The organism is Pantoea sp. (assembly GCF_028283705.1).
GTDB lineage: Bacteria > Pseudomonadota > Gammaproteobacteria > Enterobacterales > Enterobacteriaceae > Pantoea.
On record NZ_JAPWKD010000032.1, the window covers coordinates 123,816 to 146,730 of the forward strand.

General features: G+C 55.0%; 22 protein-coding genes. 7 read left to right on the top strand and 15 right to left on the bottom strand.

What is annotated here, in order from left to right:
* The first annotated feature begins 16 nt into the window (after positions 1-16).
* Positions 17-1,234, top strand: coding sequence for an exonuclease subunit SbcD (gene sbcD, locus PW844_RS23570; protein WP_299457068.1), 1,218 nt, complete (start codon positions 17-19; stop codon positions 1,232-1,234).
* On the top strand, positions 1,231-4,794 hold the full coding sequence (locus PW844_RS23575) for an AAA family ATPase (RefSeq protein WP_299457069.1): 3,564 nt from the start codon (positions 1,231-1,233) through the stop codon (positions 4,792-4,794). Before sbcD ends, PW844_RS23575 begins: the two co-directional genes overlap by 4 nt.
* A 45-nt stretch (positions 4,795-4,839) precedes the next feature.
* Here PW844_RS23575 and PW844_RS23580 read toward each other — a convergent pair whose 3' ends face one another.
* From PW844_RS23580 to PW844_RS23590, 3 genes are read right to left on the bottom strand one after another with little or no spacing between them, the layout of a single operon-like run.
* Positions 4,840-5,496, bottom strand: coding sequence for a DUF799 domain-containing protein (locus PW844_RS23580; RefSeq protein WP_299457070.1), 657 nt, complete (start codon positions 5,494-5,496; stop codon positions 4,840-4,842).
* Positions 5,493-5,852, bottom strand: a complete 360-nt coding sequence (locus PW844_RS23585; RefSeq protein ID WP_084873065.1) for a DUF4810 domain-containing protein — start codon at positions 5,850-5,852, stop codon at positions 5,493-5,495. The genes PW844_RS23580 and PW844_RS23585 overlap by 4 nt, the downstream gene beginning before the upstream one ends.
* An 11-nt stretch (positions 5,853-5,863) precedes the next feature.
* Positions 5,864-6,541: a CsgG/HfaB family protein gene (locus PW844_RS23590; protein ID WP_208714159.1), complete on the bottom strand. Its 678-nt coding sequence runs from the start codon at positions 6,539-6,541 to the stop codon at positions 5,864-5,866.
* Positions 6,542-6,692: 151 nt separating this feature from the next.
* Here PW844_RS23590 and PW844_RS23595 point away from each other — a divergent pair, with 151 nt between their 5' ends.
* Positions 6,693-7,121 (top strand): cell envelope integrity TolA C-terminal domain-containing protein, encoded by a 429-nt coding sequence (locus tag PW844_RS23595; RefSeq protein ID WP_299457076.1) that lies wholly within the window; start codon positions 6,693-6,695, stop codon positions 7,119-7,121.
* Here PW844_RS23595 and PW844_RS23600 read toward each other — a convergent pair.
* Positions 7,081-8,148 carry an AraC family transcriptional regulator gene (locus PW844_RS23600; protein WP_139810896.1) on the bottom strand — a complete coding sequence of 356 codons (1,068 nt, stop codon included), beginning with the start codon at positions 8,146-8,148 and terminating at the stop codon, positions 7,081-7,083. The genes PW844_RS23595 and PW844_RS23600 overlap by 41 nt on opposite strands.
* Positions 8,149-8,297: 149 nt before the next feature.
* Positions 8,298-9,302, bottom strand: coding sequence for a phosphotransferase (locus PW844_RS23605; protein WP_299457080.1), 1,005 nt, complete (start codon positions 9,300-9,302; stop codon positions 8,298-8,300).
* Between the two features lie 263 nt (positions 9,303-9,565).
* Between PW844_RS23605 and eat the strand changes: the two genes are divergently transcribed.
* Positions 9,566-10,930 (top strand): ethanolamine permease, encoded by a 1,365-nt coding sequence (gene eat / locus PW844_RS23610; protein WP_084873057.1) that lies wholly within the window; start codon positions 9,566-9,568, stop codon positions 10,928-10,930.
* A gap of 110 nt (positions 10,931-11,040) precedes the next feature.
* On the opposite strand, the gene rdgC is transcribed toward eat, so the two are convergent.
* Positions 11,041-11,952, bottom strand: a complete 912-nt coding sequence (gene rdgC, locus PW844_RS23615; RefSeq protein WP_299457082.1) for a recombination-associated protein RdgC — start codon at positions 11,950-11,952, stop codon at positions 11,041-11,043.
* A gap of 145 nt (positions 11,953-12,097) precedes the next feature.
* Here rdgC and mak point away from each other — a divergent pair, with 145 nt between their 5' ends.
* A complete protein-coding gene (gene mak / locus PW844_RS23620; RefSeq protein ID WP_299457084.1) occupies positions 12,098-13,009 on the top strand; it encodes a fructokinase in 912 nt (303 codons plus the stop codon).
* Between the two features lie 173 nt (positions 13,010-13,182).
* On the opposite strand, the gene PW844_RS23625 is transcribed toward mak, so the two are convergent.
* From PW844_RS23625 to aroL, 8 genes are all read right to left on the bottom strand, one after another.
* Positions 13,183-14,616, bottom strand: a complete 1,434-nt coding sequence (locus tag PW844_RS23625; RefSeq protein WP_299457086.1) for a hypothetical protein — start codon at positions 14,614-14,616, stop codon at positions 13,183-13,185.
* Between the two features lie 273 nt (positions 14,617-14,889).
* Positions 14,890-15,174, bottom strand: a complete 285-nt coding sequence (gene ppnP / locus PW844_RS23630; RefSeq protein ID WP_299457088.1) for a pyrimidine/purine nucleoside phosphorylase — start codon at positions 15,172-15,174, stop codon at positions 14,890-14,892.
* A gap of 104 nt (positions 15,175-15,278) precedes the next feature.
* Positions 15,279-15,956 carry an AroM family protein gene (locus PW844_RS23635; RefSeq protein ID WP_299457090.1) on the bottom strand — a complete coding sequence of 226 codons (678 nt, stop codon included), beginning with the start codon at positions 15,954-15,956 and terminating at the stop codon, positions 15,279-15,281.
* Positions 15,957-15,958: 2 nt separating this feature from the next.
* Positions 15,959-16,891 (bottom strand): DUF1177 domain-containing protein, encoded by a 933-nt coding sequence (locus PW844_RS23640; protein ID WP_299457092.1) that lies wholly within the window; start codon positions 16,889-16,891, stop codon positions 15,959-15,961.
* A gap of 14 nt (positions 16,892-16,905) precedes the next feature.
* On the bottom strand, positions 16,906-18,465 hold the full coding sequence (locus PW844_RS23645) for an OPT/YSL family transporter (RefSeq protein WP_299457094.1): 1,560 nt from the start codon (positions 18,463-18,465) through the stop codon (positions 16,906-16,908).
* 160 nt (positions 18,466-18,625) lie between these two features.
* Complete coding sequence (locus tag PW844_RS23650; RefSeq protein WP_299457096.1) at positions 18,626-19,378, bottom strand: IclR family transcriptional regulator; 753 nt, start codon at positions 19,376-19,378, stop codon at positions 18,626-18,628.
* Positions 19,379-19,660: 282 nt separating this feature from the next.
* On the bottom strand, positions 19,661-19,852 hold the full coding sequence (locus PW844_RS23655) for a YaiA family protein (protein WP_084873037.1): 192 nt from the start codon (positions 19,850-19,852) through the stop codon (positions 19,661-19,663).
* A 116-nt stretch (positions 19,853-19,968) separates the two neighbouring features.
* The gene (aroL, locus tag PW844_RS23660) at positions 19,969-20,493 is read right to left on the bottom strand and encodes a shikimate kinase AroL (protein ID WP_299457101.1); all 525 of its coding nucleotides are present in this window, start codon (positions 20,491-20,493) and stop codon (positions 19,969-19,971) included.
* A gap of 284 nt (positions 20,494-20,777) precedes the next feature.
* On the opposite strand from aroL, the gene PW844_RS23665 reads away from it, so the two are divergent.
* Positions 20,778-21,482, top strand: a complete 705-nt coding sequence (locus tag PW844_RS23665) for a DUF2076 domain-containing protein (RefSeq protein ID WP_299457104.1) — start codon at positions 20,778-20,780, stop codon at positions 21,480-21,482.
* Here the strand turns inward: PW844_RS23665 and PW844_RS23670 are convergent.
* The gene (locus tag PW844_RS23670) at positions 21,479-21,925 is read right to left on the bottom strand and encodes a YaiI/YqxD family protein (RefSeq protein WP_084873030.1); all 447 of its coding nucleotides are present in this window, start codon (positions 21,923-21,925) and stop codon (positions 21,479-21,481) included. The two genes, PW844_RS23665 and PW844_RS23670, sit on opposite strands and share 4 nt — an antisense overlap.
* Before the next feature lie 145 nt (positions 21,926-22,070).
* Here PW844_RS23670 and proC point away from each other — a divergent pair, with 145 nt between their 5' ends.
* Positions 22,071-22,883: a pyrroline-5-carboxylate reductase gene (gene proC, locus PW844_RS23675; RefSeq protein WP_084873027.1), complete on the top strand. Its 813-nt coding sequence runs from the start codon at positions 22,071-22,073 to the stop codon at positions 22,881-22,883.
* The last annotated feature ends 32 nt before the right edge of the window (positions 22,884-22,915 follow it).

Genomic DNA, 22,915 nt, shown 5'->3' on the forward strand with positions numbered 1-22,915 from the left:
CTGGCAGGGAGCATCCATGCGCATCATTCATACGGCGGACTGGCATCTGGGCCAGTTCTTTTACAGCAAAAGTCGTGCGGCGGAACATCAAGCCTTTCTCGACTGGCTGCGCCAGCAAATTGAGCGGCATCAGGTGGATGCACTCATTATCGCCGGTGACCTGTTTGATACCGGTTCACCCCCGAGTTACGCACGTGAAATGTTTAACCGCTTTGTGGTGGCCTTACAGGCCAGCGGTTGCCAGCTGATTGTGCTGGCCGGTAACCATGATTCGGTAGCCACGCTGAATGAATCCCGTGAACTGCTCGCCTGCCTGAATACCCAGGTGATCACCAGCGCAACGCCGCAGGGCGAGCAGCAGGTACTGACGCTGAAACAGCGTGACGGCTCGCCAGGCGCGGTGCTGTGCGCCATCCCTTATCTGCGTCCACGCGATATTTTGCGCAGCCAGGCCGGACAATCCGGACGGGAAAAACAGCTTTCGCTGCTGGAAGCCATCGAGCAGCATTATCAGCACTGCTTTGCCGCCGCTGAGGCACAGCGCGCGGCGTTGGGCGGCCAGCTGCCGATTATCGCCACCGGCCATCTCACTACCGTGGGGGTGACCAAAAGTGATTCAGTACGCGATATCTATATCGGCACCCTGGATGCCTTCCCGGCCCAGGCCTTTCCCGCCGCGGATTACATCGCCCTCGGCCATATCCATCGTGCACAACGCATTGCCGACCGCGACCAAATTCGCTACAGCGGCTCCCCCATCCCGCTGAGTTTTGATGAGCTGGGTCGGGATAAAAGTGTGTTCCTGCTTGATTTCAGCACAGGCCTCGATGCCGTGACACCGCTGACCATCCCACTGTTTCAGCCGATGCAAATGCTGAAAGGTTCGCTGGCAGAGATTGAACAGCAGCTGGCCTCCTTTAAAAATAGTGATGCATCACAACCGGTGTGGCTGGACATTGAAATCACCACTCAGGAACATCTCAGCGATCTGCAACGACGGATTGAGCAACTGACAGAAGGCTTACCGGTGGAAGTGCTACTGGTCCGCCGCAGCCGTGAGCAACGTAGCCGCAGCCTGGCACGGCGGGATAATGAAACCCTGAGCGAATTGCAGGTTGAAGAGGTATTTGCACGTCGTCTGGCGCTGGAAGAAGATCTGGATACGGAACAGGCTGCGCGGCTCACCCAACTGTTTCGCACCACCCTTGCCGCGCTGGAGAACCCTTCTGCATGAAAATCCTGACGCTGCGTTTTAAAAACCTCAACGCCCTGCGCGGTGAATGGTTTATTGATTTTCGTCGCGAGCCTTTTGCCAGCAATGGCCTGTTCGCCATCACCGGTGCCACCGGAGCGGGTAAAACCACCCTGCTCGATGCCATCTGTCTGGCACTTTATCACCAGACACCCCGCCTCGGCGTGTTGTCACAAACCCAGAACGAACTTATCACTCGCGATGCCACCGAATGTCTGGCCGAAGTAGAGTTTGAAATCAAAGGTGAAGCCTGGCGTGCCTTCTGGAGCCAGAACCGCGCCCGGGGTCAGGCCGATGGCAAATTGCAGGCTCCGCGTGTTGAACTGGCACGCTGCGCTGACAACCAAATCGTCGCCGACAAAGTGGGTGACAAACTCAGGCTGATCGAAACCTTATCTGGCCTCGATTTCGCCCGTTTTACCCGCTCGATGATGTTGTCGCAGGGACAGTTCGCCGCCTTCCTCAATGCGAAACCCGGCGAACGCGCCGAGCTGCTGGAAGAACTGACCGGCACCGAGATTTACGGTCAGGTTTCGATGCAGGTTTTTGAGCGTTACAAAACCGCCCGTACCGATCTTGATACCCTGCGCGCCCGTGCCGGTGGCATGGTGCTGCTGGATGAAGCCCGACGGACAGAACTGACTTCGCAACTGGAACAACTCAGCACCAGCGAAGCGACACTCAACCAGCAACTGATCACCACCCAGCAGCAGCAGCAGTGGTTAACCCTGGCCCGGCAACTGACCAATGAGCAGCAGCAGGCACAGCAGGGGCTTCACACCGCAGAAAGTGCGTGGCAGCAGGCAGAACCGGAACGCCAGCGACTGGCACGCGCCGAACCGGCGGAAAAACTGCGCGATAAGCTGCAACAGCGGGAACAATTACGCCAGGAACTGGCGGCACTGACGCAGCAATCACAGCAGTTACTGGAGCAGCAGCAACAGGCGCTCGACGCTCAGCAGCAGGGTGAAGTGCGTTATCAGGCGGCACAGCAGGCACGAGATCAGGCGCAAGCCGGACAACAGCAACTGGAAACGTTGCTGACAGAGCAGGTCATCCCGCTTGATCAGCAAATCGCCACCCTGCAACAGCAGATCACCGAACAACAACGTCAGATAGCCCAGCAGCAGCAAGTGTTGCAACAAAGCGGAGCCGCACTCAGCCAGCAACAGCAGGAGAGTGAACGCTTACAACAGATCTGGGATGAACAGCAGCAGTGGCGCACCACACAAGCCAACGTTGCTGAATGGGGAGAACATCTGGCGCGCTGGCAAGCCGATATTGCGCGACTGGATGAGCGCGAGCAGGCCATCGCCCAGTTGAGCAACCAGCATCAGCAGCAGCGACAGCAGCTCGACCAGCTACAGCAAGCCTTCTCTGCTCGCCAGCATGCGGCGCAGCCAGTGGCAGAGCTGGAGTCACAACATGATATCAGTCAGGTGCGTGATGCGCTGACACAACATCAGGCGCAGCGTGCATCCCGCCAGCAGCTAACCTTGCTGGCCGCGCAGTGGCGCTCGCTCCAGCCACAACAGCAACAACGCCAGCAGAAACTGCACGCATTAACCCAGCAATATCAGGCGGAAGAACAGGTTTTACAGGCGCTGCGCGAGGAGTGGAAGCGCATCAATCAAGCGCGAATTGATGTGCAGAAAATCTGTGATTTGGAACTCACCATCGCCCGGCTGGCGGATGAACGCGCCCGGTTACAGCCGGACCAACCCTGCCCGCTGTGCGGCTCCTGTCAGCATCCGGCTATCGAAGAATATCGGCAGCTGGAACCCGGTGAAAATCAGCAGCGGCTTGTCGCCCTGCAAAATCAGGAAACTCAGTTAAAGGAATCCGGCACCGCTAAAGGTGAGCAACAACGCCTGTCGCTGCTGCAACAGCAGGCGTTGCAGCAGGAACTCAAGGATATCGGGCAGCAAATCACCACCTTGACTGAGCATTGGCAACGGCTGACCGGTGAGTTGGCGCTCACCTTTGCGCTGGAGCAGCAAGATAAAGTTACCTGCTGGCAACAGCAGCAGGATCAGCAGGAAAACCAGCTACGGGAATGGCTGGAACATTTGCAACAGCAGCAGCTGGCGCAACAGCAGATTACCAGCGTCCAGCAGACATTGAACGATCTCAACCAGCGCAGCGAAGCTGAACGCGCGGCCTGGCAGCAATTAAGTCAGCAACTGGAACAGCAGCTGACACCGCATCAACTCGCCCTGCCCGCACGTGATACACGCGCCAGCTGGCTGGAAGCATTGCAGCAACGCTGGCAAAAATGGCAGGAGAGTGAGCGGTTACTCACTACCCTGCAACCACAGCGAGCCAAAGCAGACAGTGAATTTCACAACCGGCAACAAAACCATGCGCGTGAACAACAGCGGCTGGACACCCTGCAACAGGGACTGAACGGTTTACAGCAGCAACGGGCAGAACAGCAGCAACAGCGCCAGCAGCTGTTTGGCGATCGTCAGGTGCAGGCCGAGCGCCAGGCACAGCAGCAATTGATGCAGCAGTGTGAACGGGAGCTGGCGCAGCAGTTGCAGGTATGGCAGCAGGCGCAAAGCACGCTGCATAGCCTGAATGGGCAACGGGCGCAAATCGACCAGCAACAGCAAACGCTGGCTGCGCGGGTTCAGGACGCCGAAAGTACCTTCCTCAGCGCATTGCGGAAAAGTGATTTCGCCGACGAGGTGGCGCTGCGTGAGGCGTTACTCGATGAACATCAGGCGCTGCAACTGCGTCAGCATTTACAGGCACTGGAGCAACAACGTCAGCAGCAAATCACCCTGACCCGGCAGCTGGAGCAGAGGCTGAACGCACATCAGCAGCAACGTCCGGCAGAGCTGAGCGATGACAGGACGGCGGATATTGATGCAAGGCTGGAAAGCCTGCGCATGGCGCTGCGCGATAATGCCCGCCATCAGGGCGAAGTACAGCAACAGTTGCAAAGTGACACCGCTTTGCGTCAGCAGCAGCATTCCCTGTTGAGCCAAATCAGCGACAACGAAGCAGAGCTGCAGCAGTGGAGCCAGCTCAATGAATTAATTGGCTCAGCCAAAGGTGACAAATTCCGCCGTTTCGCTCAGGGCCTGACGCTCGATCATCTGGTGTGGCTGGCGAATCGTCAGCTCGATCGCCTGCATGGCCGTTATCTGTTGCAACGCCGCGTCACCGATGAGCTGGAGCTGGATGTGGTGGATACCTGGCAGGCCGATGCCACCCGTGATACCCGTACCTTGTCAGGCGGCGAGAGTTTTCTGGTGAGTCTGGCGCTGGCGCTGGCCTTGTCCGACCTGGTCAGCCATAAAACACGTATTGAATCGTTGTTCCTTGATGAAGGCTTCGGCACGCTGGATGCCGAGACGCTGGATACCGCGCTCGACGCGCTGGATGCACTGAATGCCAGTGGCAAAACCATCGGCGTGATCAGCCATGTGGAAGCCATGAAGGAACGCATTCCGGTGCAGATCAAGGTGCGTAAGATGAACGGGCTGGGTTACAGCAAGCTGGAGTTGCCAGGGGAATACGCCGTCGCGACGTGATTTTCGTGTGGAAGGGAGCGGATACCCCGCTCCCTTTGCTATCACTTAACGCGCTGCCGTTACCGGACGACGCGGTCCCGCCAGCAGACCGCCATCTTCGTTTTGTGCCAGCAAACGTGCGCTGGTCACACCGGCAATGGTATGTGCTTTATCGGTGACATTATTGGCGATTTGTTTCACCGCCGCCGACACCAGGATGCCGATGATGCCACCATTATTGTTGTTACCATTCTCGCCGTCATTAGCAGTGGCGCTGCCCTGCCACAGTTCCTTGCCGGTACGCAAATCCACCAGACGCGCCGATGCCGATACCTTCGTGTTGCTGTCCACCACTAAATAACTGGTACCGTAATCGGTAATCGAAATATACAGTGCGCTGTCAGCATGGAAAATATCGTGCAGACGCTGGGTACTTACCGCCTGAATATCATGACCATTGGTCAGACCGTTCTGCTGGAACGTCTCTTCCACCACCGCCACCGGGAACACGTAATAACCCGCTTCCGCCAGGGGCTGCGTCACCAGCGACGTGAAGCTATGCGCGGCATTGACGTCCGGCGCTTTGTTTTCCGCCGGCAGTACCAGAATCGAAGCCGGTTTGCTGGCACGAAACGCGCTGTAGTCATAAGGTTTTTTATGCGGCGCGCAGCCGGTCAGCAGCAGCGCGGTCAGCACCGCCAAGCCTGCAATCAGTTTGTTCACTGGGTTGCTCCTTTTTTCTTACTCATCAGAAAATCCATATACGGGGCGGATTCCGGGAATTGCTGTTTCTCCGCGGCAAACTGGCTGAACGCTTTATCCGTCTGGCCAGTCTGTGCATACAACAGGCCCAGCTGCGCATGCAGACCCGGGGCAACCGGTTTATTCACCGAACGGGCTTTTTCGATATCCAGATTCAGCGCATCAATCTGCTGCATCGGATCTTTGTCTTTCTGGTAGTAGCTATAAATCTGCTGCTGGTAATCGCCCCAGTAATAAATCGGCTCCGGCCCTTTTGGTGCACAGCCTGCCAGTACACCCGCCGCAATCAGCGCGGCACTCAGTTTGATCAATTTCATTGGGAATATCCTTATTTCGCCGGACGCCAGGCGCCGCTGGTAATGCCGTCAACCAGATGATCGACTGCTTCGCGGATCGCCAGATCCATTACTTTGCCGTTCAGGGTGGAGTCGTAGCTGGCGGTGCCGCCAAAACCAATCACTTCACGTGCGGAAAGCTGGTATTCGCCCGCACCCTGTGCGCTGTAAACCACTTCAGAGGTGGTGACGTCGACCACATTGAGGTTGACCTTGGCGTAAGCGACCTGGGTTTTACCGCGGCCCAGAATGCCCCACAGCTGCTGATCACCCACTTCTTTGCGACCAAACTCGGTGATATCGCCGGTGACGATATAGTTGGCCCCTTTAATGTTTTGCTGGCTGTGCTTAAAGTTCGCTTCCTGCTGCAGCTCTTTCAGGTTGCTGCGTTCCAGCACGTTAAAACGCCCGGTTTGCTGCAAATGGGTGATCAAAATAGTTTTTGACTGATTACCCAGACGATCCACGCCATCTGAGAAGATGCCGTTCATATACGACGAACGGTTATCAAACTGGCCTACTGCAATCGGGCTACGCACGCCCTGGTACGCCGGTTGGCTGGCGGCCCGCACCTGCGGGGCTTCGATGGCGCGCGAAGACTCAGTGGCACAACCACTCAGCAGTGCTGCCGATAACAAGGAGAGTGCCGCGAAGGCATATTTTTTTTGCATTTCAGATCCATGAATAAAGAAGAGAAAACCGCACGGGGCGGCAAATTCTGGTTTTTCCGACAGTAAGACGATTGCCATAGCATTCAGAGAGTCGGTCTGTAGACTGTCGGCAGGGCACAATCAGATCTTTAGGGCTAATAACGGCATATTAATGAATTTAATTAATAGAATGGCGGGACTATTGGGCCTGCTAACCATTGGGGTGGTGCTTAGCGCCTGTCAGAATTCCTCATCACAACAACAGGATGAGGCGAGCAATGTCTGCCAGCCGGATAAGTCACCCACGAGTGCATCCTGCAAATGGGCTGATGAAATGCAGCTGAAGCTGGTACATGATTTTCGTGATGCCAGTCATTATGCTGGTCAGCGTTGCCTGGTACGGCTGGAGTGGGAAAAAAGCGGGCGCTATGCCGTCACCCAGACCCAGGGCGATGAGCCGCTGTGTCTGCGTGCCTGGCAGTTGATTGGTCAGTCGAAAGGATTACCACCGCCACCCGATCGTGGGCAGCCAGCGTGGTTTGGCTTTGCGCCACAGCAGGTTAATTTACCAGTCCATCTTGCCGCCATTGACGCGGACTGATGCCAAACCAGCGACGAAATGCGCGTGAAAACGCGCTCACTTCGGAATACCCCAGCAACAGCGCCATTTCGGAAATCGGCAGTTGTTTCTGTTGCAGATAATGGGTGGCCATTTCGCACCGCACCTTGTCCACCAGCGCGGTGAAACTGATACCCTCTTCGCGCAACCGGCGCTGTAACGACCAGCTCGACAGCCCCATCTTGTCGGCAATTTCCTCCAGCACCGGCTCGCCCTGAATCAACGACAGATTGACCTGCGAACGCGCCTGCTCCACCACGCTCTGCTGGCTGGCGCTGCTGTTGAGGCGGCGGATCGCATCCTGCATCACCATCAGCAACATCGGATCCTGCTCTGGCATGGTACGTAACAGATCGCGTTTCGGGATCAATAACGAGTTGAAGGGTTGTTCGAACCACACTGGCGCATCAAAGACTTTGCAGTGCTCATGCCACTGTTCCGGGCGCGGATGTTCGAAGTGAACTTCACGTGGTGCCCAGTTTTTCCCTGCTACATGACGGATCAGGTTGAGAAACATGCCGAGCGTCAGCTCCGCATCCTGCCGACGTGACAGAATCGCCCCGTGGCGTACCTGATAATCCAGCCGCCAGCAGTCGCCTTTGTCCACCAGGCGCGTCAGGGTGTCATGCTGGTGCCACGGAAAAGCATTCACCACGTTATGCAGTGCCTGCTCCAGCGTCGGCGAACATAGGCCGATGTAGCCAATCAGGCCTAATGACTGCGGTTTGAACTGCCTGCCGTAGTGCAAACCGAAGTTATCAAAACCAGAATGTCGCGCCGCTTCTTCCATCACGCGGCAATAGTTAACCAGGCCCAGACTGAGGGTTGGGCTGGCGAGCAATTCTGAATCAATGCCGCTGATGCCAAAGATGCGATCCACATCACCGCCTTTACCGGTAATGAAGTCGCTCAGGCCAGTGGCCGCTGCCGCCAGCACGCCACGGTTACTGGCACTGGCATGCGCTGACAAGGCGTTGAACGCCTCGGGCTGTCTCATCAGTGAATTCATGCTGACCTCACAGGATACGCAGGAGTGAATCGAATTACCGTATCCAGCAATTTTCGTACCAGGCGGGCAACGCAGCAAAAGAGGCAATTAGGGTGGATAGCGGACGCGGCGAGCACCGTAACGGCGCAGCCACGCCCGCAGATGGTGCATCAGGCCCCGACAGGCAGCTGGCTATTCTCCAGATAGCGATGACACAGCCGTACTGAATGATCGGCCCAGCGCGGCCCGAGGCTCAGCGCCATTTCGGTTTCTGCATGGGAACCCATCCACGCGGTAAGCTGAATACGACGCTGGATCAGTAAGGTGGGTACCAGCGCCATTTCCGCATCGCTGATATGCCCCACCTGCTCATAGCCGCGGATCCAGTTGTCCACCCACTCTTCTGCGCGCGGATGATGCTCGACAAAACTGATCGCCGCCGCCAGATCGTGCAGATACCAGCCGAGGCCGCAGTCATCAAAATCGATCACCCGGGTTTCCCCTTTATGCAACAGCAGATTGGTAAGACGCAGATCGGCATGGATCAGACCATAACGATCCTCGCCTTTGCCAAAATCCTGCAACTCCTGCCCCACGCGGGCGATCGCCTGTTGCACAACAGGATGATCGGCCGGATTCAGGTTGGGCGCGTCCTGCCAGCGTCCCCAATGGCTGTGATCGCTCACCATCGTATGATGATCCCAGATGATACGCTGGAAGCCCTGCGGTTTCTGCCAGCGCTTGCTGTGCTGATGCAACCGCGCGGTGATGTGACCGAGCTGCTGGAAGGCTTTGGGATCGACATCGGTGGTCGGCATATCGCCCTCGATCCAGTGAAACAGCACCGCATGGCGTACTTCTCCATCCGGCAGGCGCAGCGACAGCACAGTTTCACCATCGCTGGCCGGAATCGCTTCCGGCACCATGATACCGGTATCGCGCAGCGCATCCAGCCATAGCAACTCGCTCTGGATATCCGCTTTGCTGTGGTAGTCCGGGCGATGCAGACGCAACGCATAACGTTTGCCGCCTGCCTGCACCAGGAAGGTGGCATTTTCAGAACGGCACAGCAGCTTCAGCTCGCCCTGTAGCGCGGCGGGGTAGCACGCCAACGCCTGTTGCGCCAGCACGGTGATTTCAGCATTTGTCAGGGTGTCGGATTGTTTGGCACTCATTCATCAGGCTCCAGGGATGACAACAGTGTTATCAGCATGGGATGACGTCGTCCTGACTGCTTGACCGCAGATGACCCAAAGTTGACCGCAGCGTGCATCTGGCACTTTTCTTGCGTCAGAGTTGACCGTGGAGGACAAAACTCACTGCGCCTGCGTCAAGTTTTCCCGTAAGAGGCAGCGGCATTATCCCCTTCACTGTAGCGCAAACGATAAACCGGCGCGGTGAAGTTACCGCACTCAACAAAAACGACGGGGATAAGATTATGACGAGCAAGCTCAAACCCACCCTGGGAACCCTGCATCTTTGGGGTATCGCGGTTGGCCTGGTCATTTCCGGGGAGTATTTCGGCTGGAGTTACGGCTGGGGCGTAGCAGGGACGCTGGGATTTCTCATTACTACGGCGCTGATCGCCACCATGTACACCTGTTTTATTTTCAGCTTCACCGAACTGACTACCGCTATCCCGCATGCCGGTGGTCCGTTTGCCTATAGTCGCCGCGCCTTTGGTGAAACCGGTGGCCTGATTGCCGGTCTGGCAACCCTGATCGAGTTCGTATTCGCGCCCCCAGCCATCGCCATGGCGATTGGTGCCTATCTCAATGTGCAATACCCGGAACTCAACCCCAAAACCGCTGCGGTCGGGGCTTATGTGGTGTTTATGACGCTGAATATTCTCGGCGTGAAACTGGCGGCGATGTTTGAGCTGGTGGTTACGGTGCTGGCGGTGCTGGAACTGCTGGTGTTTATGGGCGTGGTCTCACCCGGCTTCAGCATTGCTAATTTCGCCGCCAACGGCTGGGCGGGCAGCGAACATTTTGGTATGCCTGCGGTGTCTGGCATTTTTGCCGCCATACCCTTTGCTATCTGGTTCTTCCTTGCCATTGAAGGAGCCGCGATGGCAGCAGAAGAAGCGAAAGATCCGAAGCGTACCATCCCCAAAGCCTATATCACCGGCATTCTGACCCTGGTGGTTTTAGCGATTGGCGTGATGCTGCTGGCGGGCGGTGCCGGTGACTGGCGCAAACTGTCGGACATCAATGACCCGCTGCCACAGGCGATGAAGATGATCGTCGGCGAAAACTCTAACTGGATGCATATGCTGGTGTGGATCGGCCTGTTTGGCCTGGTTGCCAGCTTCCACGGCATCATTCTGGGCTATTCACGTCAATTCTTTGCGCTGGCGCGTGCCGGTTATCTGCCGCAAAGCCTGGCGAAACTGTCACGCTTTCAGACGCCGCATCGTGCCATTATTGCCGGTGGCCTGATTGGGATTGCGGCGATTTACAGTGACGGCTGGATTAATCTGCAAGGTATGAGCCTGACGGCGGCCATGATCACCATGGCGGTGTTTGGCGCGATTGTGATGTACCTGATGAGCATGCTGAGCTTGTTTAAACTTCGTCGCACCGCACCGGATTTGGAACGCAGCTTCCGCGCACCGGGCTATCCGATTGTGCCGGGTATCGCGCTGGTGCTGTCGCTGGTGTGTCTGGTGGCGATGCTGTGGTTTAACCCGGTGATTGGCGGCCTGTTTGTGGCGATTATGGCGGTGGGCTATGTCTACTTCCTTGCCACGAAAGCGCAGCGCGACAACGCACCGCAGGATTCAATGCTGGTGGGCGAATAACAATAATATTACGTAGCGGCGCGATTTATCGCGCTGTTTTTAAGCCAGGAAAAGTGCCCCGGCTAAAAGGCGTGTGATAAATCACGTCGCTACGAGTAAGGATGTCATCCTTAACGCTGGGCTTCGCCGCCTAACGCTTCGACCAGGTTACTGATCAGCGCAGCCAGTTCGCTGGTCATCAGGATAAAGTCTGCATCGAAACGCTGGGCAAAATCGTCACGATCGATATCGTCATTCTGCTCACGCAGCGTATCGCTGAATTTCAAACGTTTTACCGATGCGTCATCGGCGATAACCAATTGAATACGTTCCTGCCAGTCGAGTGCCAGTTTGGTTACCACTTTCCCGGCTTCGATATGGGTCGCTATTTCGTCTGACACCAGATCCTGCTTTTTACAGCGGATGACGCCACCGTCTTCCAGCAACGCTTTCAACTCCGCTTCATCCATCAGGGCAAAACCGGCAGGCAGTTCACCAGAACGCACCCATTCGGTCAGCGTCATTTCAATCGGTTTTTCCAGCGTCAGCGGTACTACCGGCAGCGAACCCAGGCTTTTACGCAGCAGCGCCAGCGTGTCTTCAGCTTTCTTTGCGCTGGCGCAGTCAACGATAATCAGGTTGTTGACAGTGTCGATCCACATAAAGGTCTGGCTGAAGCGGCTGAAGGCACGCGGCAGCAAGCTATGCAACACTTCATCTTTCAGCGAGTCTTTTTCGGTCTTTTTCAGCTTGCGGCTCTGTTCCGCCTCAAGCTTGTCAATTTTGGCTTCCAGTGCCTGCTTCACCACGGGAGAAGGCAGGATTTTTTGCTCAGTACGTGCACAGATCACAATCTGACCATTAATCACGTGCGTCAGCGCCTCGCTGCGGTTACCCATTGGGGAGACCCAACCGGTTTTGGCCATATCCTGGCTACCACAGGGTGAAAAGGTGAAGGCGTCGAGCTGTTTTTCCAGATCGTCTGCGGACAGCGGGATGTCACGATTCAGACGATAAACCATCATATTTTTAAACCACAACATCGGGATTCCTTACCGGGGGTGCGATCGGACGCACAAGTCTACGAGTCAGCGCGCATGATAGCGAAACATCGGATGGGTTTCATTGCCTTTACCCAAACGGCCTTCTACTGTATCTCTCACCAGAACGAATAATGAGGAATAAAACGTGCGTATTGGTATCGATTTAGGTGGCACCAAAATTGAAGTGATTGCGCTGTCAGACCAGGGTCAGGAGCTGTTTCGACACCGCGTGAATACCCCGCGTGATGACTATGGTGCGACGGTTCAGGCGATTGTCGATCTGGTGCAGCTGGCGGAAGAGAAAACCGGGCAGCAGGGTACGGTCGGACTGGGCATTCCGGGCACCATTTCGCCCTATACCCAGCGGGTGAAAAACGCCAACTCCACCTGGCTGAATGGGCAACCGCTGGATAAGGATCTGGCACAGGCGCTGAATCGTGACGTGCGTATCGCTAACGACGCGAATTGTCTGGCGGTATCCGAAGCGGTGGATGGTGCCGGTGCGGGACAACCGCTGGTGTTTGCGGTAATTATCGGCACCGGCTCGGGTGCAGGGGTGGCGATAAACGGTGAGTCGCGTATCGGCGGCAACGGCAATGCCGGTGAATGGGGCCATAATCCGCTGCCGTGGATGGATGAAGATGAGCTGCGTTATCGCGCGGAGGTGCCGTGCTATTGCGGTTTGCAGGGCTGCATCGAGACCTTTGTCTCCGGCACGGGGTTTGCCATCGATTATCAGCGTCTGAGCGGACAAGCGCTGAAAGGGGCAGAGATCATTAAGCTGATAGAACAGCATGATCCGGTAGCTGAGCTGGCGATGCACCGTTACGAAATGCGTCTGGCAAAATCGCTGGCTCAGGTGGTGAACTTGCTCGACCCGGATGTCATTGTACTGGGGGGTGGCATGAGTAATAACGATCGGTTGTATCAGACCGTACCGACACTGATGAAACAGTGGGTCTTTGGTCGTGAGTGCGAAACACCGGTACTCAAAGCGGTGCATGGCGATTCCAGCGGTGTACGGGGTGCCGCCTGGTTATGGCCCGTGAAAGAATAAAGGCGGAGCTGTGATGTCGCGGCGCGATTTATCGCGCGTTTTTTTAACACATCACGCGTTTTTTTGACGCCTCGCGCAGGAAATCGCACATTTATTTCCGATATCACGCACGTAGCAGCGCGATAAATCGCGCCGCTACGAGTCCGTTCAGTTCAGTAAAAACGTTGATGCCTCTAATAGTCAGGTTCGTCCTCCACATACAGCGGATTTATTTTCCTGCCTGCATTATCAACAAGGATGGTCTTTTGCTCGCTTGCAATAGCCAGCATAATTTCATCACGTAGACTATAGTAATAGTCTTTTAACTCTACCTTAGGAGGGAGGTATAAAACACTGTCTTCATCGATAGCTTCCAGCACACCATTGAGACCATCAATTTTCTCTCTGATTTTCGTATAACGTGAATAATGATACGCCTGGCTCTCTTCAAATATACGAGCACAATCATTTATTTCTTTTTTCAGCTCCTCTAAGAATTGATCATCAGAATCCCGGACCGATAATTTTCTATTCCTGTCATTCTCCATTCTCAAATGGTCAGAATGAGTAAAAGGAATGACAAAACCCTCATACTTGCTGGTCGGGACTTCATTTTTAAGAATGGTTCTGACGATAGCGGGTGGTTTAGCATTTTGACAAAGATAATGATTGCTCATCTTCGCTCTCAGCGTAAAACCAGAAGGATTAGGCCTTCGCCTGTCATTTTCCCTGGTGCGGCTTTCATCAAATTGATTATAAAAATTATCCATTTTAACCTGCAAATTCTCTGCTTTTCTGTCCATTACCGTTTTTATAATAACAACCGGCTCAAGTGGGATTGGTGGCCTGGATGGGTCTTCACTGTCAGAAAGAATGTCGCATCCGGAGTCACTACCGGACAACGAAGAGGTCTCTTCGATATCCTTCGGAAGCGTTTGATACTCTGGTTCAGGCTTCGGTGACGTTAGATGTTCAGAAGCAGGCTTCGGCAACGTTTGACGCTCTGGCTCAGGCGTCGGTGGCGTCAGATGCTCAGAAACAGGCTCTGGCACTGTTCTGCATTCAGAATCAAATGGCCAGCTCCGGTAATTCCCGGAAGGGTTTCTTCCTGTCTCCAGTGAAGCCACTATTGCTTCCAGCGTTTTATCATCGGGATACTTATTTGATTTACTAATCGTACGAACAAACTGCCCTAACCCAGAAACACATCCCGCGTCCTGGATAACTTCTTTTGGTTCTGGCACAAAATTCTTCTGCACGGATTTAGCCGCAACGTCCACTGGTGAATAGCTACCAAATTTATTCAGCCTGAGATTGAGAATATTTAACTTTCCGCTAAAAGGTGAAACAAAACCTCTTGTTAGTTTAACCGGTGCAGGTTTGACAACAGGTTCAGAAAGTGGTGGCACCGTCTCCCCAAACCACCGTTTATTTTCTGCGGGCAATTCATTCAGACTGACACGCGAATTAACCTGATACTTAAATGAAACCGGTCGTTCTTCACATGCTGAATAAAAAACACGGGGAATAAAACCAAACGGCGACGGCGACAACTCAGAATAATCTTTATCAGAACGAATAACAGGGTCCGGTAAAATCGGTGCAGAATATATTCGACCAATCGACATGCTAACCTCCTTTTTAGAATCATTATTCAGCGAACGGATTCATTTTTAATACAGATGAAATCAATATGCAACCAGCATAATCACCAGAAAAATTAACATGTCGACTTGTTAATTACTTATTCGACTAATTAACTTTAATTTATCTGTTTGAAAAACGTCGAATAAAAAAGAAGTGATTATTTTTAAATGAAGATAGGATAAAAAATTAAATTTACAAATTTTGTGATGTAAATCTGACAAAAAAGGCCGCAATCTGCGGCCTGGGGCAACTGCTTACAGATAGCGGCACAGATAAGAGGTTGGCTCAGCGACCTGGAGATGGAACTCGCTTTGGCCCGGTACGTTGAACACGCTACCAGCTTCAAACCATTTCCACTCAGTTTCACCCGGCAGCAGCACTTTCAGTGCACCACTGACCACCGTCATCTCTTCCGGCTGCCCTGTACCGAAGGTATATTCACCTTCCGCCATCACGCCCACGCTTGCGCGTCCAATGGTGACACTCTCGAAACCAATGGACTTCACTTTTCCGTCAAAATACTCACTCACGTTGAGCATGTCACTTCCTCACAGCACATTAGGTTGACTGGCAGATTACAAGGGAACTCGCTGATCTGTCACGCGAAATGACAGGTGGGATCGCAAGTTGTGATCCCTGTGGATTAAACGATTAATTCCGCTGCCAGTTTGGCTACCAGTACATTAGACAGCAGGACCGGGATCCCCAGCATTTTCTGCAGAAAATCACGATGTTTCTGGTGATAGCCGATGCAATCCAGTACCACCACATCGGCTCCCTGCTCCTGCAGCGACAGGCCGGCTTCAATCAGATCCGCCTGCTGAGCCAGATAAGGACTGGCGACGGCGAAACAAGGAGGAGTGCCGAGGTTACGCCATTTGCTGGCCTGCTCAGCAATCTGTTCCTCCACCGGTACTACAATCCCTACTTTGTGGCCGTGCACAATCGCCCCCACCAGCGGCGGAATGATGCGATCAGGCTCCAGCAACAACGCTTTATGCGTTTTCAGTGCACCAAATTCTCCGGTGCACAGCAGCAGGATAGTGTTGTAACCCTGCTCCTCCAGTGCGTAGATTTTCTGCTGTAATCCCTGCTCCACCAGACGTGCCGCCAGGCGTACCTGCTGTCCATCCTGCATCCGCGAAACCAGCACTTTCTCACCAGCCGCTGGAGTGTAGTGCTGCTCCACTTCCGCCAGAGAGAGACCGTCGAGTAAACCGGCGTGCGCCACCTGCTCTGCGGGCAGATACGCCTGCAACAACGGCAGAATATCGCTGCGCGGTGACTGACCAATGGTCAGGGTAACCAGAGATGTTTTCATACTTAGGATTTCCGGGAACGCAAATGACTGAGGCTACCATACAAAGATAGCAGCAGAGCGTACTCCTGCGCGTCGTAGAACTGACAAGTCTCGCGACCAAACTCTTTAGCCACTTCCACGGCAAATTTCACCGTGCTGGCGATATCCACTTCGTGGCTGGCACCCGTCCCACAGCCGGGCACCACCGACTCAGCGCAAATGGCCACACCGACCACTGGCACATCGGTGGCGGTTGAAGGTTGCAGAATGCTGTTGAGGTGATAAACCCCGTTGCCATACGGCGTGATATCCTGGGTGGTGATTGGGAAAGTCACTGCCGGGCGGCCACTGGTCATCTCCATAATGCGCAGCAAATCTTCCGATACGCGCAGAATGTAGCCTTCTTTCACCGTCGGTGACAGGGCATAACCTTTGTGATTCAGGATACGGTTACCTTTGGTGGTATCGATGGAGAGGATAGCGTCCACTCCGGCTACCACTTCGTTGTCATTCATGGTGACGTCATCAATCGGTGAATCCATAAAATCCACCGGCTCGTGCGGGCGTGTCGGTGCATCCGGACAGATATGGGTGGTAATGATCACGTCACCGGCCAGCACATCGCCCCGGGTTTGCATCTGCGCCAGTTTCAGCGCGCTGCTGATGGCCGCCACGGCACCATCAGCATCCGACACCATGCCGATACGTGTCGGACGGGCACCAATCCCGCCGAGACGCCCAATAATACCGAGGGTCGGCGCACTGCCCCCCTGGCTTTTACCTTTGGCGCCAGGGATATCGATGCGCACAAAGTCGGTACGCCCTTTCGGGCCACTCACGCGTTTGGTGCTGGCGCTGACGCCGGGATACGCGGCAAACAGATCAACCACCTGCTGACCATCCACAAAGGCGCTATCGAGTAACTCAAAAACCTGCAATGTCTGCTGTAAACTCATATTGGATTCCCTGGTTATTTCTTACTGCTACTGGCAAAAAGTGAGTGGAAGAAGCTGTAGAGCGCATCACCGGCGATAAAACCCGCCGCCATCACCTCCATCGGTGAACGACCGCGCTCGCCCCACACGCGCAGGATCAGAATGCGTAATGCTATCCCCACCAGCACCGCCCAACCGGCGGCGGCATTGTTGATGAGCAGACCGGTGGCCAGCAGCACACCAAGCTGACGCTTTGGTCCACCAATCAGCTGAATAATCGCACCGGGAATGGCCCAAAGCAGCAGGTTACCCGCGATACCCGGCTCCGCACCGGCCTGAATGGTTTTGGCATAAACCCGGGCTACCGGCGGCAGCAGGTTTTCCGCAAAGAACAGGGTATGGGCATACCACACCACCGGAATGGCGATCACAAAGGCGATCATCGCCGCAATCAACTGAATGCGTCGGCCCCACAACTCCTGCTGCACATCCGCACCGTTACCGCGCAGAATAAAACCGGCTTTCAGGTCATAACCCATGTCCGCAAATGCCGGACCGGTCGCGGCGGTAAAGCCACACAGCAGACACAGCGCCAGCGGCGGAAAGCCGAGTAAAATACCGAGGATCAGGGTAATCAGCGCCACCGCAAAAGCCGGAAACCAGCCGGAGTGCATCGCAGCGATACCGACGATCAACTCATGAACAAAAGCAGCAAAAGCAGCGTAAACAATAAACAGCACCAGCATCGGCAAGCTCATCTGGCTCCACAATCCGCCTGCCAGCGCCAGCAGTGCGGAAATGACGATATAGCCGACGGTGCCGAAACCGAGCGAGCGTTTCACTTCGCTATCGCTGCGACTGACGCTGAGCGCATCATGACGGCGGCTGCGAATCACCTGTACCACCTGAATCAACGCCACCACACCGGCACCGACCATCACCCCGTGCGGAATATACAGCGCGTTAATATCAATGCCCGCCACCGGCTGGGAATAAGCGCGTAACAGGAAACCCATACCAAGCATGGTCAGCGCCCAAATATTGCCGATAAACGCCGTGCCAAATGCCGACATCGGAATCTTCAGCATCGAACCCACAATCCCGCCGACAATCCCCACCACCAGCAGCCACGCCTGGCGGCCACCTTTGTCACCGGCTTTGATCGCTTCCGCTGCGGCAACGCCTGGCGGCCAGGCATTGCTGGCCGGAAATATGCGGGTATCGAACAGGCGATACAGCAGATAAGCATCCAGCAGCATCGCTGCACTGACCCCGACAAACAGCGGTAGCACCAGCTGTGGCTCGCCCAGCGCCCAGGGCACCGCAATCGGCATTAGCAGGCTGTTGGCGGCACCGAAAGTGGCAGATGAGATGGCAGTTTGCGCCAGGTTCTGCACTTCCACCGAACGGTAGCGACGAAACCATTGCAACGGAATACGCGCCAGCAGCATGGCAAACAGCGCGCCGATAATTGAAGTATTAGGGGTGACCCCGATGGTAGTAATTAATTGTACGCCAATGATCGCGCCCGCAATGGACAACAACACCAGCATTAAACCGACTCCGACACTTTTTATTGGATTATGGTGACGCATGGTATTCCCCGTATTTTCACCCTGGCGAAAACGTTATTACGCACCGCCCGTCACGCGGGACAGCGGCGTTTTAGTTAAATATCGTTCCCTGATGGTTGAAATAAGCAGGCCCGGAGGCCTGTTATTTCCCTGGTGTGGCGCGAAGTATTACGCCGTTAAATCATGCGCCATATTTTTCGGCCATCAGGGCCGCAGTGGCGCGTAATTCATTGAGCAGCGCTTCCGGATAGCCGGGCGCGGCTTCTTGTGAAAGAAATGACAGGCAGAGTGCGACACTTTCGCCGCGGTGCTTGTTGGTGACGGCAACCGCCATCGAGCTGATGCCTGGTAGCGTCTCATTACGCGCCAGCGCCCAGCCTTGCTGACGAATGCTCGCCAGTTCAGCGCACAGCGCATCAGGATCGAGCGGTGAGTTCTGTGAAGCGGCATGCCACTCATGGGCAAAACGCTCGCGCACCACTTCATCGCTGCTTTGTGCCAGCAGCACTCGCCCGGTGGAGGTGCCCGCCGCAGGCATACGGGTACCTGGCGGGGTGATCAACTGGGTAAACAGGCGGCCGTGGTACATACGCATCACGATGATATCGTTCCCGTCCAGCACCGAGATATAGCCCATGCAGCCTGTGCTGGCCGCCAGGCGCGCCATGGCAGCAGAGGCGCTATCCACCAGCGGGGTTGAAAGATAATGTCCCGCCACCGACAACAACACGCGGCCAATATGGAAACAACGACTATCGGGATCGCGCTCCAGTAATCCCTGGCTTTCCATCGTCGCCAGTAAACGGGAAACGGTACTTTTCGGTAGATCCAGCGCCTCAACCACTTCGGTAAAGGTGAGACCAGGATGCCCCTGCGTCACGCCAAAGCGCTGAAATAATTTAAGTACTGCGGCGGCATTTTCGAGTGTGGTCATGCAGGTAGTTTCACCATTTGGAACTAAGTTCCTGAATCAATACCCCGAAAGTAAAACGTCAGGTTTTTGTGGTCAAGCGCAAATTTTGTACCGGTCAAATCAGGGGAGGAATTAAGACAGCATAAAATGAGGAATAAAGTTAAAACTTAATGATTTTATCAGGCAGAATAAGTTGGATGCAGAAAAGGCGGTAACTTTGTGGCAGCTTTGTAGTTATTTCACGTGAATAGAAAATGACCCTGAGCGGCACAAACTAATAACCGGCATCCCTGCCAGCCGATATTACTCTTTTTCCACATCTTCATAGCGAAGTTTAGCATCCTGCGCTTCAGCAGCAGTTTTATGTTCGCTGATTAGCGAATCCGGACGTGGATGATCGGCGCGTAATTCGTACCAGGTCACGGTGTTGCCCGGCGTGCCTTTTTCAACGGCGACGATGCGAGCATGTCGCGGATAAGGTGGTCTTGATGGCATACATCTCCCTCCTGGGTATGTCAGTTATCCAAACGGACAGCAGCAATCCCCTGCCCGTCCTTAAGTATAGACAAGCGGGGATGGTCGCAATTTAAACAGGGAGAAATCTGAGGAGGTTAGCTGGCGCGGGCCAGTGACAGCGAGCGGAGGATCTCTTCAACCACCAATTCCGGCGATTGCATTGCATTCACTTCATGATGGGCCGATTGATGGTACAAGTGTGCACGCTGGCGCAGAATATCGCCCATTTCTTCCGCAATCGGGCGACCGGTCAGTGTCGGACGTTGATCCGCTTCGGGCTGCCGCTCCAGACGATCGGCCAGTACGCTGGAAGGGGCATTTAACCAAATGACCTGACCATGCTCACGCATGAAGCGACGGTTCACTTCCGCCAGCACCATGCCGCCACCGGTGGCAATGATGGTGCAGGGTGCGGTGACTGCCTGAAGTGATTCGGTTTCGCGTGCACGGAAGCTGTCCCAGCCCTCAGCAGTCACGATTTCGGCGACACTGCGCTGGGTGGTGGTTTGCAGGTGATGGTCGGTATCGCGGAAGTCGTAGCCGAGTGCCTGCGACAGCGCCTGGCCAATGGTGGTTTTACCGCAACCGCGTGCGCCGATCAGATAGATGGGTAATGACATCCTGGCTCATCCTCCGCCGTGTTTTGCCGCACGGGCATTGTCATCAGGTCAATATTGCGTCGCATGATACCTGGATTTCATTTCATCAGCCACCGGCGAAGCACGATTTACGCGTATCTTGCCCATACAATCTCACATGATCATGATTTATATAGAAAAAATCATGCAATTTTTGTGCATCGACAAAAGTGTAAGTCTGGGCAACATTTGCTTACCAGCGCATTGATTTACTTTCTGTCATCTCGCCCTCATATAGTGGGGTAACTCGCAAACGGAGGTTTACCATGCAGAGCGAAGAACAACAGTTAATTGAAAGCCTGTTCAACCGTCTGAAACAGGCTGAGAGCCAGAGCGGCCCGCGTGATGTCGGCGCCGAGCAGTTAATCAAACAGCATTTGCTGTCGCAGCCCGGAGCGCCTTATTACATGGCGCAGGCCATCCTGATTCAGGAAGCGGCGATGAAAAAGCTCAATGCCCAGGTGGGTGAGCTGGAAAATCGTCTGGCACAGGCGCAGGCGCAGCAGCAGCAGGCTCCGCAGCAGAGCAGCGGCGGATTCCTTTCCAGCCTGTTTGGTGGTGGCGCATCGCGCCCCGCTGCACAGCCACAGCAGCAGCCGGTGTGGAACAGTGCCCCGACGCAGCAGCAACCGCCCCAGCAGCCGCAATACGCCAGCGCGCCACCCGCACGCGGTACCGGTTTTCTCGGTGGTGCGTTGCAGACCGCCGTCGGTGTGGCCGGTGGTGTGGTGATGGCGGACATGCTAACCAGCCTGTTCCACCATTCGCAGCCGGAAGAGATTGTGAACATCATCAATGAACCCGCGCTGCCGCAGGTTGATGACAATCTTGATACCTTTAATGGCGTCAACGACAGCAACAATGCGTTTCTGAATGACAATAACAACGGCTGGGATAACAGCTTCGCCGATAACAACGATTTCAGCGATTTCGGCGGCAGCGACTTCGACGACGATGACAATTTTGTCTAACGCCGTTGACGTAACCACTTATCCAGTTCGTTAGCAAATTGCTGGCGGTCGCGTGGGCTTAGCGCCGACGGGCCGCCACTTTGAATACCACTGGCGCGCATGGTTTCCATAAAGTCGCGCATGGTTAAACGCTGGCGAATCGTGTCCGGCGAATAACGTTCACCACGCGGATTCAGCGCCGCTGCCCCCTTCTCCAGCACTTCCGCCGCCAGCGGAATATCACCGGTAATCACCAGCTCACCTGGCTGTACGCGTTTGACGATTTCGTTATCGGCCACATCAAAACCCGCTGCCACCTGCAACGTTTTCAGCCAGGGTGACGGCGGCACGCGCAGTGGCTGGTTAGCCACAAAGGTGACCTGGGTTTGGGTGCGCTCGGCGGCGCGGTAGAGCACTTCTTTGATGACATTGGGACAGGCATCAGCATCAACCCAAATCGACATAGTTAATCCTTTCTCTCGGTGAATGCAGGTGATCTTCCCGTTCTGCGCCAGAATGGCAAATTTAATTTGATCGGAACGTTGCAACCCCTGCCCAGCGACGTAAGCTAGCCGATACAGAAAATCGAACCATCTAAAGGATCAAGCGATGCTGGAGAAGAAAATCGGGTTTATTGGTGCCGGTAATATGGCGAAAGCGATCATCAGCGGCCTGGTGAACAGTGGACAAATCGCCCCGGCCAACATCTGGGTTTTTGACCGCAAACCCGCCACCAATCAGGCACTGGCGCAGCAGTATGGCGTCACGGCAGCCGAGAGCGCCGAAAGCCTGGCGCGTGAAGTCGATATCCTTTTTGGCGCAGTGAAACCGAATGTGATCCTCAAGGTGCTGAAGGATCTGGCCAGCCAGCTGAAAAAAGAGGCGCTGGTGGTATCGATCGCCGCTGGCGTAACGCTGGATTCGCTGGCCGCCGTGCTGGGTCACGATCGTAAAATCATCCGCGTGATGCCGAATACGCCGTCGCTGGTGAATGAGGGGATGACCTCAGTCACGCCGAATGTGCTGGTTGAGCAGCATGAAACCGATGAAGTGGTGGCGATTTTCGAGAGTTTCGGTAAAGCCGCCGTGGTGAGTGAATACCTGATTCACGCGGTTGTTGGCGTGAGTGGCTCTGCCCCAGCCTATGTGTTTATGTTTATTGAAGCGATGGCGGATGCAGCGGTTCTCGGCGGTATGCCGCGAGCCCAGGCCTATCAGTTTGCCGCGCAGGCGGTGAAAGGCTCCGCGCAGATGGTGCTGGAGACCGGTAAACATCCCGGCGAATTGAAGGATATGGTGTGCTCCCCCGGCGGGACCACCATTGAAGCGGTCAAGGTGCTGGAGGAAAAAGGCTTCCGGGCGGCGGTGATCGAAGCGATGCAGCAATGTATGAAAAAATCGGATGCATTGAGTAAGTCATAACCTGTAGCGGCGCAATTTATTGCGCCGCTACA